Origin of the sequence: Streptomyces sp. NPDC048383 (assembly GCF_040651775.1) — a bacterium.
Lineage (GTDB): Bacteria > Actinomycetota > Actinomycetes > Streptomycetales > Streptomycetaceae > Streptomyces.
In genome coordinates, this window is the sequence record NZ_JBEZKS010000012.1 from 1 (window position 1) to 17,246 (window position 17,246).

General features: G+C 73.3%; 14 protein-coding genes and 1 pseudogene. 8 read left to right on the forward strand and 7 right to left on the reverse strand.

From position 1 onward, the window contains the following. Positions 1-120 precede the first annotated feature (120 nt). Positions 121-416, reverse strand: a pseudogene (locus AB0D46_RS11080) (hypothetical protein). A 332-nt stretch (positions 417-748) separates the two neighbouring features. Here AB0D46_RS11080 and AB0D46_RS11085 point away from each other — a divergent pair. Both AB0D46_RS11085 and AB0D46_RS11090 read left to right on the forward strand, forming a co-directional pair. Next, positions 749-919, forward strand: coding sequence for a hypothetical protein (locus tag AB0D46_RS11085; protein ID WP_362877147.1), 171 nt, complete (start codon positions 749-751; stop codon positions 917-919). Positions 920-1,079: 160 nt separating this feature from the next. Further along, complete coding sequence (locus tag AB0D46_RS11090) at positions 1,080-2,063, forward strand: NAD-dependent epimerase/dehydratase family protein (RefSeq protein WP_362877012.1); 984 nt, start codon at positions 1,080-1,082, stop codon at positions 2,061-2,063. On the opposite strand, the gene AB0D46_RS11095 is transcribed toward AB0D46_RS11090, so the two are convergent. The 3 genes from AB0D46_RS11095 to AB0D46_RS11105 are packed head-to-tail and all read right to left on the reverse strand — an operon-like array spanning position 2,049 to position 4,994. Further along, the gene (locus tag AB0D46_RS11095) at positions 2,049-3,488 is read right to left on the reverse strand and encodes a lipase maturation factor family protein (RefSeq protein ID WP_362877013.1); all 1,440 of its coding nucleotides are present in this window, start codon (positions 3,486-3,488) and stop codon (positions 2,049-2,051) included. The two genes, AB0D46_RS11090 and AB0D46_RS11095, sit on opposite strands and share 15 nt — an antisense overlap. 11 nt (positions 3,489-3,499) lie before the next feature. Then, positions 3,500-4,030: a DUF1990 domain-containing protein gene (locus AB0D46_RS11100; protein WP_362877014.1), complete on the reverse strand. Its 531-nt coding sequence runs from the start codon at positions 4,028-4,030 to the stop codon at positions 3,500-3,502. Positions 4,031-4,058: 28 nt separating this feature from the next. After that, complete coding sequence (locus AB0D46_RS11105) at positions 4,059-4,994, reverse strand: YndJ family protein (RefSeq protein WP_362877015.1); 936 nt, start codon at positions 4,992-4,994, stop codon at positions 4,059-4,061. Between the two features lie 182 nt (positions 4,995-5,176). Here AB0D46_RS11105 and AB0D46_RS11110 point away from each other — a divergent pair, with 182 nt between their 5' ends. From AB0D46_RS11110 to AB0D46_RS11125, 4 genes are all read left to right on the forward strand, one after another. Then, positions 5,177-6,976 (forward strand): DUF6777 domain-containing protein, encoded by a 1,800-nt coding sequence (locus AB0D46_RS11110; protein WP_362877016.1) that lies wholly within the window; start codon positions 5,177-5,179, stop codon positions 6,974-6,976. Between the two features lie 7 nt (positions 6,977-6,983). Further along, positions 6,984-9,047, forward strand: coding sequence for a SpoIIE family protein phosphatase (locus AB0D46_RS11115; protein WP_362877134.1), 2,064 nt, complete (start codon positions 6,984-6,986; stop codon positions 9,045-9,047). A gap of 81 nt (positions 9,048-9,128) precedes the next feature. After that, positions 9,129-9,989: a DNA-formamidopyrimidine glycosylase family protein gene (locus AB0D46_RS11120; RefSeq protein WP_362877017.1), complete on the forward strand. Its 861-nt coding sequence runs from the start codon at positions 9,129-9,131 to the stop codon at positions 9,987-9,989. 59 nt (positions 9,990-10,048) lie between these two features. Next, the gene (locus AB0D46_RS11125) at positions 10,049-10,429 is read left to right on the forward strand and encodes a hypothetical protein (RefSeq protein ID WP_362877018.1); all 381 of its coding nucleotides are present in this window, start codon (positions 10,049-10,051) and stop codon (positions 10,427-10,429) included. 39 nt (positions 10,430-10,468) lie between these two features. On the opposite strand, the gene AB0D46_RS11130 is transcribed toward AB0D46_RS11125, so the two are convergent. Beyond that, positions 10,469-10,933: a hypothetical protein gene (locus tag AB0D46_RS11130; RefSeq protein ID WP_362877135.1), complete on the reverse strand. Its 465-nt coding sequence runs from the start codon at positions 10,931-10,933 to the stop codon at positions 10,469-10,471. Positions 10,934-11,188: 255 nt separating this feature from the next. After that, positions 11,189-11,722 carry a sigma-70 family RNA polymerase sigma factor gene (locus tag AB0D46_RS11135; RefSeq protein ID WP_362877019.1) on the reverse strand — a complete coding sequence of 178 codons (534 nt, stop codon included), beginning with the start codon at positions 11,720-11,722 and terminating at the stop codon, positions 11,189-11,191. A gap of 348 nt (positions 11,723-12,070) precedes the next feature. Between AB0D46_RS11135 and AB0D46_RS11140 the strand changes: the two genes are divergently transcribed. Further along, on the forward strand, positions 12,071-13,285 hold the full coding sequence (locus tag AB0D46_RS11140; RefSeq protein WP_362877020.1) for a CapA family protein: 1,215 nt from the start codon (positions 12,071-12,073) through the stop codon (positions 13,283-13,285). 60 nt (positions 13,286-13,345) lie between these two features. Here AB0D46_RS11140 and AB0D46_RS11145 read toward each other — a convergent pair whose 3' ends face one another. Next, entirely contained in the window at positions 13,346-13,807 is a 462-nt protein-coding gene (locus tag AB0D46_RS11145; RefSeq protein WP_362877021.1) for a universal stress protein, read from the reverse strand. Positions 13,808-13,868: 61 nt separating this feature from the next. Between AB0D46_RS11145 and lysX the strand changes: the two genes are divergently transcribed. After that, a complete protein-coding gene (lysX, locus tag AB0D46_RS11150; RefSeq protein WP_362877022.1) occupies positions 13,869-17,189 on the forward strand; it encodes a bifunctional lysylphosphatidylglycerol synthetase/lysine--tRNA ligase LysX in 3,321 nt (1,106 codons plus the stop codon). The last annotated feature ends 57 nt before the right edge of the window (positions 17,190-17,246 follow it).

Here is a 17,246-nt window from a genome sequence, read left to right on the forward strand (position 1 = left end):
CCCGCGCCCCCGGGGGGGCCCCCCCGGCGGGCGCCCCCCCTCGGCGTCCCCGGCGTCCTTGGTGTCCTCGGTGTCCCCGGCGTCCCCGGCGTCCTCGGTGTCCTCTTCCGGGGGCGGCGGTCAGCCCGTTCCGCGCACGCGCGCGGCGAGCAGTTCGAGGACCGGACGCCAGTCCTCCATCACCCCCGGGTTCAGACCCGCGGTCGCCGCGCTCTCCGAGGCCTGACGCAAGGTCTCCGCGTCCGGAGCCGGGCGAGGCCCGCCACGCGGGCGCCCAGGAGCGGACGCACCTCACCGGCCAACCCGTGCGGCAGTCCGGCCACTTGGAGTTCCTTGTCGGACGGGTGCGAGCGCCGCAGCAGCGCCGCCGTCCGCAGCCCGTGATCGCGGCCCCGGTGCGTGTCCAGCCGTTCCATCAGTTCGTCGACACTGCCGGTCTCCGGCACGTCCGCCACCGTCACCGCCGCTCCTTCCGTCGTGCCGGCGCGCGTGTCACCGTCGTCGAGCAGATCGGTCCGGGGCGACACGCCGGCCCACAACTCACTGAACTCCGGGCGAAAACATGCGGTCCAGCGTGGATTTTACCCTTCCATCGAGCGGGGCCCCGCTCATATGTGTACCCTGACCGCAAGGAGCCCCACCCGGGCACCGCTCCACCAAGGCGCCACCGCGTCCGGAAACTCTTATATTTCCCTATCTCCGGCGTGCGGTCGTGCTCGCCGGGTTACGCGACACAAGGGAGTGCGCGGTGACTGAAACGAAGAAGCCCGAACAGACCATGGAGCGAACCGGTCGGGGGGCGCACACGAAGTCCGACGAACTCGGCAGCCTCGAAGTGTGGGCACGCTCCGCGCCGATCCGGCTGGCGGGCTACGAGGACGACCTGGCCGAACCCCACATCCTGCCCGGCATCGACTAGAAGTCCTCCGGACGGCCCCGTCCGGGGCACCGGTCCGCGCCCCCGCGCCGAGGAGCGACGGGGGCGCGAGCGGAGTTCCCGTTCCGCGTCCGCCCAAGGCGTGATCGCTGATGGCGATCAACACTTCCCCGTCCCACCCGTGGCCGTGCAGTCTCGACCCATGAAACTGTTGATGCTGGGTGGGACCGAATTCGTCGGGCGTGCGATCGTCGAGGACGCCCTCGACCGGGGCTGGGACGTCACCGTCTTCCACCGCGGTCGCCACGCCGCCCCGCCGGGCACGAGCGCGCTCCACGGGGACCGTACCGCCCCCGACGGGCTCACGGCCCTGGCCGAGGGCGAGTGGGACCTGGTCGTCGACACCTGGAGCGGCGCCCCCGTCGTGGTGCGCGACAGCGCCCGCCTGCTGGCCGGCCGGGTCGGGCAGTACACGTACATCTCCAGCCGTTCGGTCTACGTCTACCCGTCTCCCGCCGGACTCGGTGAGGCCGGTGCGGTCGTCGAGGGATCACCGGACGCGGAGGCCGTCGCCTACTCCGAGGACAAGCGCGGCGGCGAACTGGCCGTCGAGGCCGCCTTCGGGGACCACGCGCTGCTGGTCCGGGCGGGCCTGATCATCGGCCCCTACGAGAACGTCGGCCGGCTGCCCTGGTGGTTGAACCGGGTGGCCCGCGGCGGCCCGCTGCTGGCCCCGGGTCGGCCCGACCTGCCGCTCCAGTACATCGACGTCCGCGACCTCGCGCGCTGGACCCTGGACGCCGCGGCGGCAGGCCGCGGCGGCGCCTACGACGTGGTGTCCCCGAGGGGCCACGCCACCATGGGCAGCCTCATCGCGGCCTGCGCCGCGGCCACCGGAGGTGCGGTCGAGCCGCGCTGGACGGCGGACGACGTGATCGAGAAGGCCGGCGTCGAGCCGTGGACGGAACTGCCGATCTGGCTTCCCGAGGGCGAGCTGCACGACTACATCTTCGGCGCGGACGTCACCAAGGCGCTCGACGCGGGCCTGACGTGCCGGCCCGTCGAGGAGACGGCCGCGGACACCTGGGCCTGGTTGCGGAGCCTCGGCGGCGTCGCCCCGCACCGGCCCGACCGCCCGAAGAAGGGCATATCCGCCGAGCGGGAGGCCGCCCTACTCGGGCTCTGAGGCGGCGGCGTCCGTGAGTCGGGTCGGCGGCAGGTACTCGCGCACCAACGTGCGGTGCCACCACGCGCCCGTCTCGCGGAACTCGCTCCGGGTGGTGAACCGGTAGCGGTACAGCCGGGCCCGTACGAAACGGGGCGGGGCGTCCGGGAAGGGGTTGTGGCGCAGCAGGCGCAGCGTGTCCCGGTCGCCCGCGAGCAGCCGCTCGACGAACGGCCCGAACCAGTCCCGCGCGTAGCCGGGGGAGAGCGCGGCGAACCACATGAGCCAGTCGAGGCGCAGGTGGTACGGGGCGAACTGGCGCGGCATCCGCCGGAGTTCGCCCGGTTTGCCCTTGAAGCCGTACTCCCGCCAGGCGCCGTCCGGGCGCGGCGTCCGGTCGTCGGTGCCCTCCACCACGACCTCCTCGCGGATCCGGCCGACCGAGCCGAAGGCCCCGTAGGTGTTGACCAGGTGGAGCCCGTCGTAGGAGCGGTTCATCACCTGGCGCCGCGAGACCATGTTGGCGACCGGGTGCCGACTCAGCACCAGGACCAGGACGGTCACCGCGCACACCAGGACCACGTACCAGAGCGGCGCTCCGCGCGAGGCGGCGGCGGGCGGCGCTGCGGTGAACCGGGTGAAGTCGACGGCCGACAGGGCGAGCGCGATCGTCAGCCAGTTCAGCCAGGCGAAGTTGCCGGACAGCACCAACCACAACTGGGTGGCGATCATCACGGCGGCGGCGTACGAGGCCACCGGCTGAGGGATGAAGAGCAGAAACGGGACGACGAGTTGGGTCACGTGGTTCGCCGCGCACTCCACCCGGTGCAGCGGCTTCGGCAGGTGGTGGAAGAACCGGCTGAGCGGTCCCGGCATGGGTTGCGTCTCGTGGTGGTGGTAGAGGCAGGTGAGCTTGCGCCAGCAGGCGTCGCCCCGCATCTTGATCAACCCGGCGCCGAATTCCACCCGGAACAGCACCCACCACAGCAGCCACAGCACCAGCACGGGCGGCCCGGTCCGGGCGTTGCCCAGGAAGACGGCGAGGAAGCCCACCTCCAGCAACAGCGACTCCCAGCCGAAGGAGTACCAGGTCTGCCCCACGTTGACGACGGACAGGTACAGCAGCCACAGGACGGCCCACATCGCCATGGCCGCGCCCAGCGGAACCCTGTCCCCGGCCCCCGCCGCGAGCGCCGCCGCGAGCAGCGCGCCGGCCCAGGCGCAGCAGGCGAAGAGCCGGTCCGAGTAGTGGATTTGGAAGAGGCTCGGGGCGTTGCGGAAGGGCACGTACCGCACGTACTGCGGGACGGGCAGCATGCCGCGGGCTCCGATCAGGGCCCGGAACTGCAGGGCGGCCCCGACGAAGGCGAGGACGTAGACACCGGCGAGGGTCCGCTGGAAGAAGATCCGGGCCGGCCAGTAGGCGGGTGCGGTGAACCAGTCCATCCCCTCCAGTATCAGCCGGTCGCGGCCAGCCCGCGCAGGTGGTGGGTCAGCAGCCGGGCGTAACCGCGCTGCAGGACGGGGACGAGCGGGCCGGCGAGACGGGTGTACCAGACGGCGGGCCGGCTGAAGGCGGTGACCTCGAACCAGACGGTGCCGTCCTCGGCGAGGTCCACCAGGAACGATTCCTCGCCGCTCTCGGGGTGCCCGGTCCGGGTGCCGTAGGCGAATCCGGCACGGTCCGGGGCGTCGGGTACCCAGATCACCTCGCAGGGCACGGTGACGCGCAGCGGGCCGACGCCCAGCCCGATCTCCACCCGCACCCCGGGGGCGGCGGGGCCGTCCGTCCGGACGCGGGCCCCGGTCGCCCGGTGCATCGCGAACTCCGAGACGGCTCTGCCGGCCGCCTCGAACACCTCGCGCCCGCGCCCGACGCGGGCCCGGTGGTGCAGGTGGTGGTAGCCGTCGGGCAGGGGTCGGCGCAGGGTGGCGCCGCGGTCGGGGTAGTTGAGGGCGTCCCGGCCGGTGCTGGTGAGGCGGGTCATGGGGTGGTCTCCGTTCGGGGGTGCGCGGTCAGCGGGTCGCGGCCGGCGGTGCCGGGGTCATCGCGGGGGCGGTCGGAGCGGGTACGGCGGCCGGGGCAGTGGGCACGGCGGCCGGCGCGGTCGGGTCGGTCGGCCCTGCCGGAGCGGTCGGGCCGGCGGTCAGGCGGCGCCAGGCCAGCAGCGAGCAGAGGGCGAAGCCGAGCGCGTTGCCGAGGCCGTGCGTCGCGGCCATCCAGGTCAGGGTGGGGTGCGCGATCCCGGTGGCCTCGCCGACCGCCCACCACAGGGCGAGCAGCATCGTGGCGACCAGTACGGCCGCCGACACCGCCAACAGGGTGCCCGTGGTCCGGTCGCCGGCGACGGGTCGCAGATCGCGCCAGGTCACGAGCGCCACGGCCCACATTCCCGCCGTCAGCACTATCGCCCCCAGCAGTTCGGCCCAGTCGTCCACGAAATATCCGAGGAGTACCAGCAGCGTGCCGGCGGGCACGCTGTACGCCGCCCAGCGCGCCCACCGCCGCGCACCCGCCGACCGGCAGACCAGCCCGGCGACCAGCGCCGCCGTGAACCCGGCGAAGTGGAAGTGGGGGACGGTCAGGGCCAGGATGTCGAGGTCGAAGCCGAAGAGCCGGTATCCGGCCCGCTCGGCGACCAGGGCGATCCCGGCGACCGAGGGCGCGACCAGCGCCGTGAGCGCCGCCACCTCGGCGGGGGCGAGCGAGCGGGTCCGTAGCAACCGGGCCGGTGCGTGGGCGGCCGGCGCCAGCGCCGCGCACGCGTACAACGCGGCGAGCGCCGTGGCGGCCGCGCCGCGCGGCAGCCACAGGCACAGCGCCCCGGGGAGGGCGGCGAGCGGCCACAGCCGGGCGGCGGCGCGCAGCCGGACGGGGTCGATGAGGAGCAGGCCCACGGGGACGACGTAGAACATGCCCAGGATGACGATCAGGTTGACGAGTACCGTCACGGCACTCTCCTTTGAACGTGTTCAAGTTATGGTCGTGACCCTACGGGGTTTGTTGAACATGTTCAAGACCCTGCGTTCGGGCGTCGGTGCCCCACTCGCGGCGCTCCACTTGCGGGGCTCCGGAACATGCGGCAGACAAGAGGTGACAACTCGGGGCGAATAGGGAGATCAGCGTGAAAGACGTGAACGACGCAACCGCACCGATGACACCCCGTCATACGTCGCGCCGTCACCTACCGACCTGCACAACCCTCTTCGCCCTCGTCGGACTGCTCGCCGCGGGATGCACGGGCTCGCCGCCCGAGGTGACGAAGGGCCCGGCCGCGGAGAGCAAGGAGGTGCAGCTCCAGCCCGTCGGCGCCGCCGGCGCCGCGCCCTTCACGGCATCGTTCGCCACCCGCGAGTCCGCCCCGGTGCAGCCCCCGCTGCCGAACCGCAGCGGCCGGGGCATCCGTACGATCGGCGCGGCCACCCCCGGCCTCTACGGCGGCACCCAGCGGTTCGGCAGCTGCGACGTGGAACGACAGGTCGGCTACCTCGTCGCCGACGAGGCCAGGGGCCGCGCCTTCGCCTCGGTCGCCGGAGTCGAACAGGCGAAGCTCCCCGAGTTCCTGCGCGGACTCACCCCGGTGGTGCTCCGCGCCGACACCCGGGTCACCAGCCACGGGTACAAGGGCGGCCACCCCGAGGACTTCCAGGCCGTGCTCCAGGCCGGCACGGCCGTGCTCGTCGACGAACACGGCATGCCGAGGGTCCGCTGCGGCTGCGGCAACCCGCTCGTCGCGCCGCGCTCCGCGAGCGGGAGCCCGGTGACCAAGGGCGACCCCTGGCAGGGCTACCAGGCCAACCAGGTCGTCGTCGTCGAACCGAGCGCCCGGCCCCTGGACAACCTGCTCATCGTCAACGTGGCCGACAACACCTGGATCGAGCGCAGGACCGGGGACGACGGCGCCCAGGACAAGACCCCCCGGGTGCTGCCGCCCTACGACCCGGCCGACGGGATTCCCGACGGGCCCGCCGTTCCGCCCGGCGCCGCCTCCGACCCCTGCACCGCGCCCGACCCCAACAGCCTGGAGCGGACCAGGCCACCGGTGTCCCCGACGGCGCCGCCGGCCGGACCTCCGTCCGACGTCACGGGGGGCCTGCCGGGGGACGGCCCGTACGACGCCCCGTCCGACGTGCCGTTCGACGTCACCGAGGGGGCTCCGGGGAGCCCGCCGTCCGACCCGGCGGCCGGGGCCGTTCCCGGGGAAGCCCCGTTCGACCCGTCCGCCGGTACGCCGCAGGCCGGTCCCGACGAGTTCACGGGCGGCTTCGCGGACGAACTCGCGGAGGACTTCAACGCCGGGCCGACCGGTTCGACCAGCGGTCTCATGCAAGACCCCGGCGCCGGTACGCTTGCCGGCCCCGGTCTCGCCGAGACCGACGACCTCACCGGCGACCCGTCCGCCGGCGCGTCCCTCGACCTGCCGCCGGCCCCGCCGGGCGCCGTCCCGGGCGCCCCCGGAGCCCCCGGCCCGCTCGCCGAAGGATCGTCCGGAGTTCCGGGCACCGCCCCCGGCGGCGTCCCCGGCGAGGCGTCGGCGGGCGTGCCCGCCGACCCGTTCACCGACCCGGCCGCCGGCCTCCCGCTCGCTGGACCGCAGGCGCAGCTGCCCGGCGCGGGCAACGCGCCCCCGTGCCCGCCGGCCGCGGACACCCCGCCCGGCAAGCCCGCGCGGCCGCCCGTCACCCCGCAGGCGCCCGGGACGCCGTCGCCGGCCCGGCCCGCGGACCCCGCGCCGAACGCGCCCGGCGACGTACCGTCCGAGCCGTCGGAGCAGGGCCCGGACGACCCGGCCCTGCCCGGCCACCCACAGGACGACGCCCTGCCGGACATGCTCGACCCGTTCCTGCCCGACGCCCCGTACGACGCCCCGTACGACGTCCCGGACCCGCTGACCGAGGGCTCCGACGAGGCCCAGTACCTGGAGAGCGCCTGACCCCCGGCTGTGTCATGGTGGACCGGTGCCGAGCACCACATCGCTGCCGGACGATTGGCCCGCCCACGCGGACCGGTCGCTGTCGCTGAACCGGATGGGCAGTTTCGACTGGGACCTGGTCACCGGGCTCATGCACCTGGACCCAGCAGCCCTCGAAGTCTTCGACACCGCCCCCGACGCCTACGACGGCCACCCCGAATCCCTCTCGCCGCGCGTCCCGCCGGCCGAGGCCACCCGGCTGGACGCGCTGGTCTCCAGCGCCCTCAAGAGCGGCGTCGACAGCTACGGCGCCTACTTCCGGATCCGCTGCCGCGACGGCGAACCGCGCTGGACGCACACCCAGGGCCGCGTCATGCGGGACCCCGACGGGCGCCCGTACCGGATCATCGGCATCGTCCGCGACGCCACCGAGGAACTCAGCCACTCCGCCGAGCGCCTCGGCCTGGACGACGAGCGCCGCCGGCAGACCTCCGTGGTCGAGAGCACCACGGCGGCGCTCGCGCACGCCCGGACCGTGAAGGACGTCATCGACGCCCTCGGCGACGCCCACGGCCTGGAGCGCCTGGGTTCGATGGGCATGGTCATGGGCCTCGTCGAGGCCGGCCGCATCCACCTCGTGGCCGAAGGGCCCCAGGGCAGCTTCGTACCCGGCACCCGCTACACCCGCATCGACGAGCCGTACCCGATGAGTGAGGTCGTGCGCTCGCTGCAACCGCGCTTCCTCGACTCGGCGGAGGAGTTCGCCCACGGCTATCCGGGGCTCTGGGCGAGGATCTCGCCCATGCGGATCTCCGCCGCCGCCTACCTCCCGCTGATCGCGCAGGCCCGCCCGATCGGCGCCATCGGACTCCTCTACCAGGACAAGGACGGCTTCACCCAGGACGAACGGAACCTGCTGGTCGCGCTGGGCAGCAGCATCGCGCAGAGCCTGCAACGGGCCATGCTGCTGGAGCAGGAGCACGACCTCGCCGAGGGACTCCAGCAGGCGATGCTGCCCCGGCGCATCCCGGCCGTCCCCGGCGCCCGGATCGCGGTCCGCTACCGGTCCGCGCGGATGGGGCAGGACATCGGCGGCGACTGGTACGACGTCATCCCGCTGCCGGGCGGCCGGGTGGGCGCCGTCATCGGCGACGTCCAGGGCCACGACACGCACGCGGCCGCCGTGATGGGGCAGCTGAGGATCGTCCTGCGCGCGTACGCCGCCGAGGGGCACTCGCCGGCCACGGTGATGGCGAGGGCCTCGGTCTTCCTGCACGAACTGGACACCGACCGCTTCGCGACCTGCACCTACGTGGAGGCCGACCTCTCGACCGGGGTCCTGCAACTGGTGCGCGCCGGCCATCTGGACCCGCTGCTGCGCACCCGCGACGGGAACTGCCAAAGGTTGCCGGTGGAAGGCGGGATGCCGCTGGGGCTGTCCGCCGAGTTCGGCCGCCTGGAGTACGCGGTCACCACCGTGGAACTGGATCCGGGAGAAACGCTCCTGCTGTGCACCGACGGACTGGTGGAACAGCCCGGCGCCGACCTCGACGACGGCATCCAGTTCCTCACCGCCCTGGTCCGCAACGGCCCGGCGGACCTCCAGCTCCTGGCCGACCGGCTCTGCGAGGTCGTCGACGACCGGGGCGGCGACGACGACATGGCGCTGCTTTTGCTGCGCCGGCTCGGCGAGGAGGCCCCGCAGGGCCGTGGCCGGCTCCAGCAGCACGTGGCCCCGGGGGACCCCGAAGCCCTCGTCGCGGCCCGGCACATGATCGGTGCGGCGGTCCGCGCGTGGGGCGCGCGCAACCGGGCCGACGAGATCGAACTGATCGCCGACGAACTCATCGTGAACGCCCTCATGCACACCGACGGCCCCGCCATCGTGACCCTGCGCGTGCTGACCGGCCCCGAGCGACGGTTGCGCGTGGAGGTGGCGGACCGCTCCAGCGCCCTCCCCAGACGCCGCGAGGCGGGCGAGTCCGGCGTCTCGGGCCGCGGCCTGATGCTCGTCGACCGACTCGCGGACGTCTGGGGCGTGGAACCGCGGGGCAGCGGCAAATGCGTGTGGTGCGAGTTCGTCATGTCCTGACCCCCGGCACACCGACCGGGCCGGCGCCGGGGCGGGTCGGGTCGGGTCGCGGTTCGGGTGGGGTGGCGGCAGGCTGGGAGGATGCCGGAGTTGCCCGAGGTCGAGGCCCTGCGGGAGTTCCTCGACGAGCACCTCGCCGGGCGGGTCGTGGAACGTGTCCTCCCGCTCGCCGTCAGCGTGCTCAAGACGTACGACCCGCCCCCGACCGCCCTGGAAGGGCGGACGGCCGGGGCCACCGCGCGCCACGGCAAGTTCCTCGCCCTGCCGATCGGCGACCTCCACCTCGTCACCCACCTGGCCCGCGCCGGTTGGCTGCACTGGCGCGACGCGTTCCCCGCCCAGCCGCCGCGGCCGGGCAAGGGGCCGCTCGCGCTGCGCGTCGCACTGGAGGAGGGCGGCGGCTTCGACCTCACCGAGGCGGGGACCCAAAAGCGCCTCGCGGTGTACGTCGTGCGCGACCCCCAGGAGGTCCCGGGCATCGCCCGGCTCGGGCCCGACCCGCTCGCGGAGGGCTTCGACCGCGATTCCTTCGCCGCACTCCTGACGGGGGAGCGCCGGCAGATCAAGGGGGTGCTCCGCGATCAGGGCGTGATCGCCGGGATCGGGAACGCGTACAGCGACGAGATCCTGCACGCGGCCCGCGTCTCGCCGTTCAAACTGGCGGCCTCCTTCGACGAGGACCAGATCACGCACCTCTACGAGGCCGTGCGGGACACCCTGCGCACAGCGGTCGAGCGTGCCCACGGCGTCGCGGCGGGGAAGCTCAAGGCGGAGAAGAAGAGCGGGCTGCGGGTCCACGGCCGCACGGGCGAACCCTGCCCGGTGTGCGGGGACACGGTCCGCTCCGTGTCGTTCGCGGACTCCTCGCTCCAGTACTGCCCCACCTGCCAGACCGGCGGCAAGCCCCTCGCGGACCGTCGGCTCTCCCGCCTCCTCAAGTAGCGGGGCAGGGCGAGGAACCGGGCGGTGCCGGGAGCGGGGCCCCGCGTAGACTCCGGCCCATGGCCGAGCCGCAGCACCCGCCCCGGCGGGAGACCGTCACCGGAGTGCCCCGCGGCACCCGCCGGCGGCCGCCCGCGCACGCCCCGGCCTGCTCCGAGATCTCCGAGCACACCACCCTCGGCACGACCTACGTACGGGCCCTGATGCGCAGCCAGCTGCGCGCCGGCCTGGGCGCGCTGACGGTGCTCGCGCTGCTGCTGGTCCCGCTGCCGCTGGCGTTCCTGCTGCCGCGGTCGACGGCCGGTCCACTGGTCTGGATCGCGCTGGGTCTGGCCGCGTACCCGGTGATGTGGCTGATCGCCCGCTGGTACGTGACCCGGGCCGAGCGCAACGAGGCCGCTTTCACGGGCCTGGTCACCGACCCGTCCGAGACGGCGTAACAGCCGGGCGGCGCAGGCGTGGGCCCGCACCGACCGGCCCTAGAACAGGTGCATCGCGAGGTGTCCGAGGGGGAGGCCGAGCTGCCAGGCCGGCGTCCAGACGCGGGCGTTCTCGTCCAGGGCCGGCGGGGTGTCGGTGTGCTCGTGGCGGCCCGGGCCGAGGTTGGTGGCGAACAGCTCGGTGTGGTCGAGCCAGCGCCAGGCCGCCCGCGCCAGTTCGAGGTCGGGGTCCTCCGCGTCGCCGCGCTCGCGGGCCTCCTCGCCCAGCGCGAGGAAGCGGGTGTGGACCCAGTCGCGCCAGGGGTGCCCGTACGCCGTCAGGGACATCCACTCGTCGAGCTGCGAGACCACCCGGATGCCGGAGAGTTCGCCCGCCGCGTCCGAGAGGTAGATCGTCAGCGCGAGCGTGTCGCGTCCGGCGCGGAACTCCAGGGTGCTGACCGGGATCAGCCGGCCCGTGCGCAGCAGCTCGTCGGCGATGTACTCCGCGTAGAGCCACGCCATGGGCACTGCCAGTCCGCCGTCACTGGTGCCGTTCGAACCCTCGGGCTGCACCGTTCCACCTCTCCCCGCGTCGAGCTTCCCGCCGTCACCCCCGAGCCTTCACCGCACGACTCGTGGAGCGGGGGATGTTTACTCAACTTGAACGCTCTGATGCCGCAATCGATGCGCTCCCTGTCCGGTTCGTGCGCATGACGGGCGATCCTTGAGAGTTTCTCCGGCGTCGTTCGAGGGGGGCGAGCGCGTCCGGGCCGGCCGTCAGGCGCCGAGTCCGTATCCCTGGAGGCCCTTCCGAAGGGCGCGCAGGGCGTAGTACGTACGGGATTTGACCGTTCCGGCCGGAATGCCGAGCTCCGCGGCGGCCTCGGCCACCGAGCGGTCCTGGAAGTAGACCTGCACCAGCACGTCCCGGTGTTCCTGCCCGAGGCTGCCGACCGCCCGCCGGATGTCGATCGCGGTGACCGAGCCCGCCACCGCGTCCTGGGGCTCGGGCGCGTGCTCCAGGCCGTGCGGGTCCACCTCCAGCGGGCGGGCGAGGCGGGCCCGGCGGGCGTCGATCGCCAGCCGCCGCGCGACCGTGAACAGCCAGGGCCGCATGGACTCGTGGCTGCTGGCCAGCACCTCCGGGTGTTGCCAGGCCCGTACGAGGGTCTCCTGGACGAGGTCCTCGGCGCGCTGGGCGTCCCCTGCGGTGAGGCCGACCAGGAAACCGAACAGGGCCCGCCCGTGGTCGCGCTGGAGTTCGGCGAGGGCCTGGGGTTCGGTGTGCTGGAGGGTGGGGGAGGGCGGCACGGGTGGCTCCTTCCGGGGGTCGCTGGGGGTCTCGGGTCCCGCGTGGGGGGCCGACCCGCTCACCCTGACCTGCACGGAGCCCGGCCGGAACCGTCCGGCGTCCCCGGTGCGCCCAAGCATCCGGGTCGTCCGGTGGGCGGCCGAGCCGGACGACGAACGGTCGAACGGCGCGACGAACGGACGCCTCGACGCGCGGGCGGCGGGACGAACGCACGGGGGGCCGTCGGAGTGGGGGCCGTCGGAGTGGGACGGCTCAGGCGGACGGCACCGTTCCTTGACTTCGGGCGTCTTCTCCTATGGATTGCGGATCAGATGATCCGATAGTCATACAAAAAGGAGTCGGCGCAGATGAGCACACGTACCCGACGGGCACTCGCACTCCTCTGCGCCGTCCTGCTGCCGGCGGTCGCCGCAGGCTGCGCCGACGGCGGACCCGCCCCGGCCCGGCTCGGCACCGGCGCGGCCGGTCCGTCGTCCGCCACGCCCGCCCCGTCCGGAACCGCCGCCCCCGGCGCCGCCGAGAAGGGCTTCACCCTGGTGGCCAGCGGCGACGTACTACCGCACACCTCCGTCATCAAGCGGGCGGCGGAGGACGCCGGCGGCGACGGGTGGGACTTCCGCCCCATGTTCGCCGCCGTGAAACCCGTGGTCTCGGCGGCCGATCTCGCGCTCTGCCACATGGAGACCATCTACGGCGAGGACGGCGGACCGTTCAGCGGCTATCCGGCCTTCGTCTCCCCGCCCGAGGTCGCCGACGGACTCAAGGCCGCCGGCTACGACGGCTGTTCCACCGCCTCCAACCACACCCTCGACGACGGGGCGGACGGCATCCGGCGCACCCTCGACCGGTTCGACAAGGCCGGTCTCGGCCACGCGGGCTCCGCGCGCACGGCCGCCGAGGCGGCCAGGACGACGATGTACGAGGCGGGCCCCGCCAAGGTCGCGCACCTCGCCTACACCTACGACACCAACGGCTACCCGATGCCGGAGGGCCAACCGTGGGCCGTCAACGAGATGAAGCAGGACCGGATCGTCGCGGACGCCCGGGCGGCCCGCAAGGCCGGCGCGGACGTGGTCCTGGTCAGCCTGCACTGGGGCACGGAGTGGGAGACCGACCCCGACGGGACGCAGCTCTCGTTGGGGAAGGCGCTGACCGCCTCGCAGACCGGCGGCAGGCCCGACATCGACATGATCCTGGGCACCCACGCGCACGTCCCGCAGGCCTACGAGAAGGTCAACGGCACCTGGATCGTCTACGGAATGGGCGACCAGGTCGCCGGCGAGATGTTCAACCCCTCCGGCGCGCGCGACCTGCGCGGCAACTACGGCTCGATCGGCCGCTTCACCTTCGCCCCGCCCGCCGCGCCCGGGCAGCGCTGGCAGGTGACCAAGGCCGAGTTCATCCCGCAGATGATGGACCTCGGCCCCGGCCGGGTGGTCAACCTCCCGGCGGCCCTCGCCGAGGACCCCGGCCGGGACGACTACGAGGAAGCCCAGGAGGCCGTCACCGAGGCCGTCCTCAGCCGCGGCGCCGCCAAGGACGGCCTGGAAGCCGCCCGCTGACACCTGCTGCCGCCCGCTGACGATCCCGGCCACGTACACGGCCGCCGCCACCGGCAGGGGCTACGGCACCACCGTCACCGGCCAGCGGCCCGCCTTGACCAGGCGGACGGCGACCGAGCCGACGATCCGGTGACCCGCCCGCTCGGACGCGCCGACGACGACGGCGTCCGCCGTCAGCTCCTCGGCGGCGCTCACGAGCCCGGAGTACGGGTCCCCGCGGAAGGTGTGGAACTGCCAGCGGACGTCGAAGACGCCCTTCAGGCGTTCCGCGGAGTCACGGATCTCGGCGACGATGCCCTCCGCGATCTCCCCGGTGGTGTCGGCGACGGGCACGCCCATCGAGGCGCCGGCCGGGATGACGGGCTGGACGTACACGAGGGCGAGGAGTGCGTTCTGGCGGCGGGCGAGGCCGGCGGCGTACGCGGCGGCCCGCAAGGAGGAATCGGATCCGTCAACTCCGGCGAGGATGACCTTCGGTCCGTCGGTGCCGCGCTCGAATCCCGTGTTCACGTGCTCTGTCACCCTTCCGAGGGTATGCCGTCTCGCCGCGCGGACCCGCGCGGCCCTCCTTACAGTGCGAACCATGAGTGCCACAGTGGAGGAGACCGGTGGGACCCGTGAGAGCCGTGCGACGCACCGCCGGTTCCTGAGCCGGGTCCCGGACGCCTTCGGCGCGTTCTTCGGAACGCTCGGACTGCTGTGCGCCCTGCTGGCCCTCTCCCCGACGCTGAGACGGCTGCTGAGGCCCGTCGTCCGCTTCCTGGACCAGTTCGTGGTGCCCGTCAGCGAGAACCTCGCCTACGCCGTGTTCCTCTTCCTGCTGGCCGCCGCCCTCGGCACCCGCAAGAAGATCGCCTGGTGGATCGTCGTCACCTATCTGGCCCTGCTGATCCTGGTCGACGTCCTGATCATCGCCGACCGGGACTACTGGATCGGCGGCCCGTCCATGGCCGTGGCCGTCGCCGCGATGGTCATCCTGATCGCGGCGCGCGGCGAGTTCTACGCCGCCTCCCGGCACGGCGCCGTCTGGCGGGCCCTGCTCGTGCTCGGCCTCGGACTGCTCGCCGCGGTCCTCGTCGGGTGGGGGCTCGTCGCCCTGTTCCCGGGGACCCTGCCCAAGGGGCAGTGGCTCGACTGGGCCGCGAAGCAGGTGTTCGGCGGGCTCTTCTCCGCCCGGCAGTTCGACGGGCGGCCGCCCCGCCCGCTGTACTTCCTCCTCGGCCTCTTCGGCGCCCTCGCCCTGCTGAACGCGGCCACGACCCTGTTCCGCTCCCAACGGCTGACCGCCGCCCTGCACGGGGACGAGGAACCCCGCATCCGGGCGCTCCTCGGCGCGTACGGCCGCAACGACTCCCTCGGCTACTTCGCGACCCGCCGCGACAAGGCCGTGGTCTTCGCCCCGAACGGCAAGGCGGGCGTGACGTACCGGGTGGAGGCCGGGGTGTGCCTGGCCAGCGGTGACCCGGTGGGCGACCCCGCCGCCTGGACGCCCGCCGTGGACGCCTGGCTGGCCGTGGCCCGCCGCTACGGATGGCAGCCGGCCGTCATGGGCGCCTCCGAGGACGGCGCGACCGCCTACGCCCGGTCCGGGCTCAGCGCGCTCCAGCTCGGCGACGAGGCGATCCTGCAGGTCGCCCACTTCGACCTCGACGGTCGCGACATGCGGGTCACCCGGCAGGCCGTCAACCGGGTCCGGCGGACGGGGGCCACCACCCTCATCCGCCGCCACTCGGCGCTGTCCGAGGACGAGATGCAGATGATCGTCGAGCGGGCCGACCGCTGGCGCGACACCGAGACGGAACGCGGCTTCTCCATGGCCCTCGACCGGTTGGGGGACCGTGCCGACGGCGACTGCCTGCTGGTCGAGGCCTTCGACGAGAAGGGCGAGCTGATCGCCCTGCTGTCCTTCGTCCCCTGGGGCAGGGACGGCATCTCCCTCGACCTGATGCGCCGGGACCGGTCCGCCCCGAACGGCGTCATGGAGTTCATGGTCGCGCAGCTGTGCGCCGCCGCCCCCGGCCTGGGCGTACGGCGGATCTCCCTGAACTTCGCGGTGTTCCGTTCGGCCTTCGAGGAGGGTGGCCGGATCGGCGCCGGCCCGGTCCTGAAGCTGTGGCGCAAGCTCCTGCTGTTCTTCTCCCGCTGGTGGCAGCTGGAGGCGCTGTACCGCTCGAACGTCAAGTACGGCCCCGAGTGGTACCCCCGCTTCCTCTGCTACCAGGACGCCGGATCGCTCGCCCGGGTCAGCCTCGCCTCCGGCATCGCGGAGGGCTTCGTCTCCGTACCGAGCCTGCGCACCCTGTGGGGCAACGGTCACCCCAGGGGCCTCACCAACCCCGCCACCACCGAGGGCCTGCCGTCCATCGACTCGATGGGCCTGGACCTCGTCGGGCAGGACGGGGAACAGGCGCAGGTCGAGCGGCTGCCCGACCAGGTCCGGGTCCGGCACGCCAAGATGGAACGGATCCGGGCGAGCGGCACCGACCCCTACCCCGTCGGGATCCGGCAGCGCACCCACACCGTCGCCCAGCTGAAGGCCGCCCACCCCGGTTACCCGCCGGGCGCCCGCACCGGCGAACAGGTCACCCTCGCCGGCCGGGTGATGGTCGTGCGCGACCTCGGCGGCGTGGTCTTCGCCGTGCTCCGCGACTGGACCGGCGACACCCAGCTGATGTTCACCCGGGACGAGGCCGGGCCCGGCGCGCTGGAGTCCTTCACCGCGCAGGTCGACTTCGGGGACCACGTGGTGGCGAGCGGTGAGGTCGGCACCAGCAGGTCGGGCGAACTGTCCGTGGTCGTCTCGGACTGGCAGCTCACCGGCAAGTGCCTGCGCCCCCTCCCGGACAAGCGCAAGGGACTCGCCGACCCCGAGGCCCGCGTCCGGCGCCGCTACCTCGACCTGGTCGCGAGCCCCGACGCGCGCGACGTCGTACGGGCCCGCTCCAGCGCGGTGCAGGCCCTGCGGCAGGGGCTGCTGGACCGCGGCTACCTGGAGGTCGAGACGCCGATGCTCCAGCAGATCCACGGCGGTGCGAACGCCAGGCCGTTCCGCACGCACATCAACGCCTACGACCTCGACCTGTACCTGCGCATCGCACCCGAGCTGTACCTCAAGCGGCTGTGCGTCGGTGGCATGGAGAAGGTCTTCGAGATGGGCCGCACCTTCCGCAACGAGGGCGTCTCCTACAAGCACAACCCCGAGTTCACGATGCTGGAGGCCTACCAGGCCTTCGCCGACTACGACGTGATGCTCGACCTCACCCGAGAACTCGTCCAGGACGCCGCGACCGCCGCCTACGGCTCGCCGATCGCCCACAAGGCGGGCCCCGACGGCAAGCTCGTCGTCCACGACATCTCCGGTGCCTGGCCCGTCAAGACCATGTACGGGGCGATCAGCGAGGCCCTGGGCGAGGAGGTCGACGCGGACACCGAGGAGGACGTGCTGCGCCGGCTCTGCGACCGGGCCAAGGTGCCGCACGCGCCGGAGGACACCCGCGGCGACGTCGTCCTGGAGATGTACGAGCGGTTGGTGGAGGAGCGGACCAAGCTGCCCACCTTCTACAAGGACTTCCCGACCGACGTCTCGCCGCTCACCCGCCAGCACCGCAAGGACCCGCGGCTGGCCGAACGGTGGGACCTGGTGGCCTTCGGCACCGAACTGGGCACCGCCTACTCGGAGCTGACCGACCCCGTCGAGCAGCGCCGACGCCTCACCGCGCAGTCCCTGCTCGCGGCGGGCGGCGATCCCGAGGCGATGGAACTCGACAACGACTTCCTGGACGCCCTGGAGTACGCCATGCCGCCGACCGGCGGCCTGGGCATCGGAGTCGACCGTCTGGTCATGTTCCTGACGGGCCTGACGATCCGGGAGACGCTCCCGTTCCCCTTGGTGCGGCGCGGCTGAACGAGTGAGCGAACGGGGGCGCGTCCGTGCCTCTCGACATCTGCCGGGATGTCGTTG

Coding starts and splice junctions, on each gene's coding strand:
- AB0D46_RS11090 (WP_362877012.1), top strand. CDS start 1,080: ATGAAACTGTTGATGCTGGGTGGGACCGAATTCGTCGGGCGTGCGATC.
- AB0D46_RS11095 (WP_362877013.1), bottom strand. CDS start 3,488: ATGGACTGGTTCACCGCACCCGCCTACTGGCCGGCCCGGATCTTCTTC.
- AB0D46_RS11100 (WP_362877014.1), bottom strand. CDS start 4,030: ATGACCCGCCTCACCAGCACCGGCCGGGACGCCCTCAACTACCCCGAC.
- AB0D46_RS11120 (WP_362877017.1), top strand. CDS start 9,129: ATGCCGGAGTTGCCCGAGGTCGAGGCCCTGCGGGAGTTCCTCGACGAG.
- AB0D46_RS11125 (WP_362877018.1), top strand. CDS start 10,049: ATGGCCGAGCCGCAGCACCCGCCCCGGCGGGAGACCGTCACCGGAGTG.
- AB0D46_RS11130 (WP_362877135.1), bottom strand. CDS start 10,933: ATGGCGTGGCTCTACGCGGAGTACATCGCCGACGAGCTGCTGCGCACG.
- AB0D46_RS11140 (WP_362877020.1), top strand. CDS start 12,071: ATGAGCACACGTACCCGACGGGCACTCGCACTCCTCTGCGCCGTCCTG.
- lysX (WP_362877022.1), top strand. CDS start 13,869: ATGAGTGCCACAGTGGAGGAGACCGGTGGGACCCGTGAGAGCCGTGCG.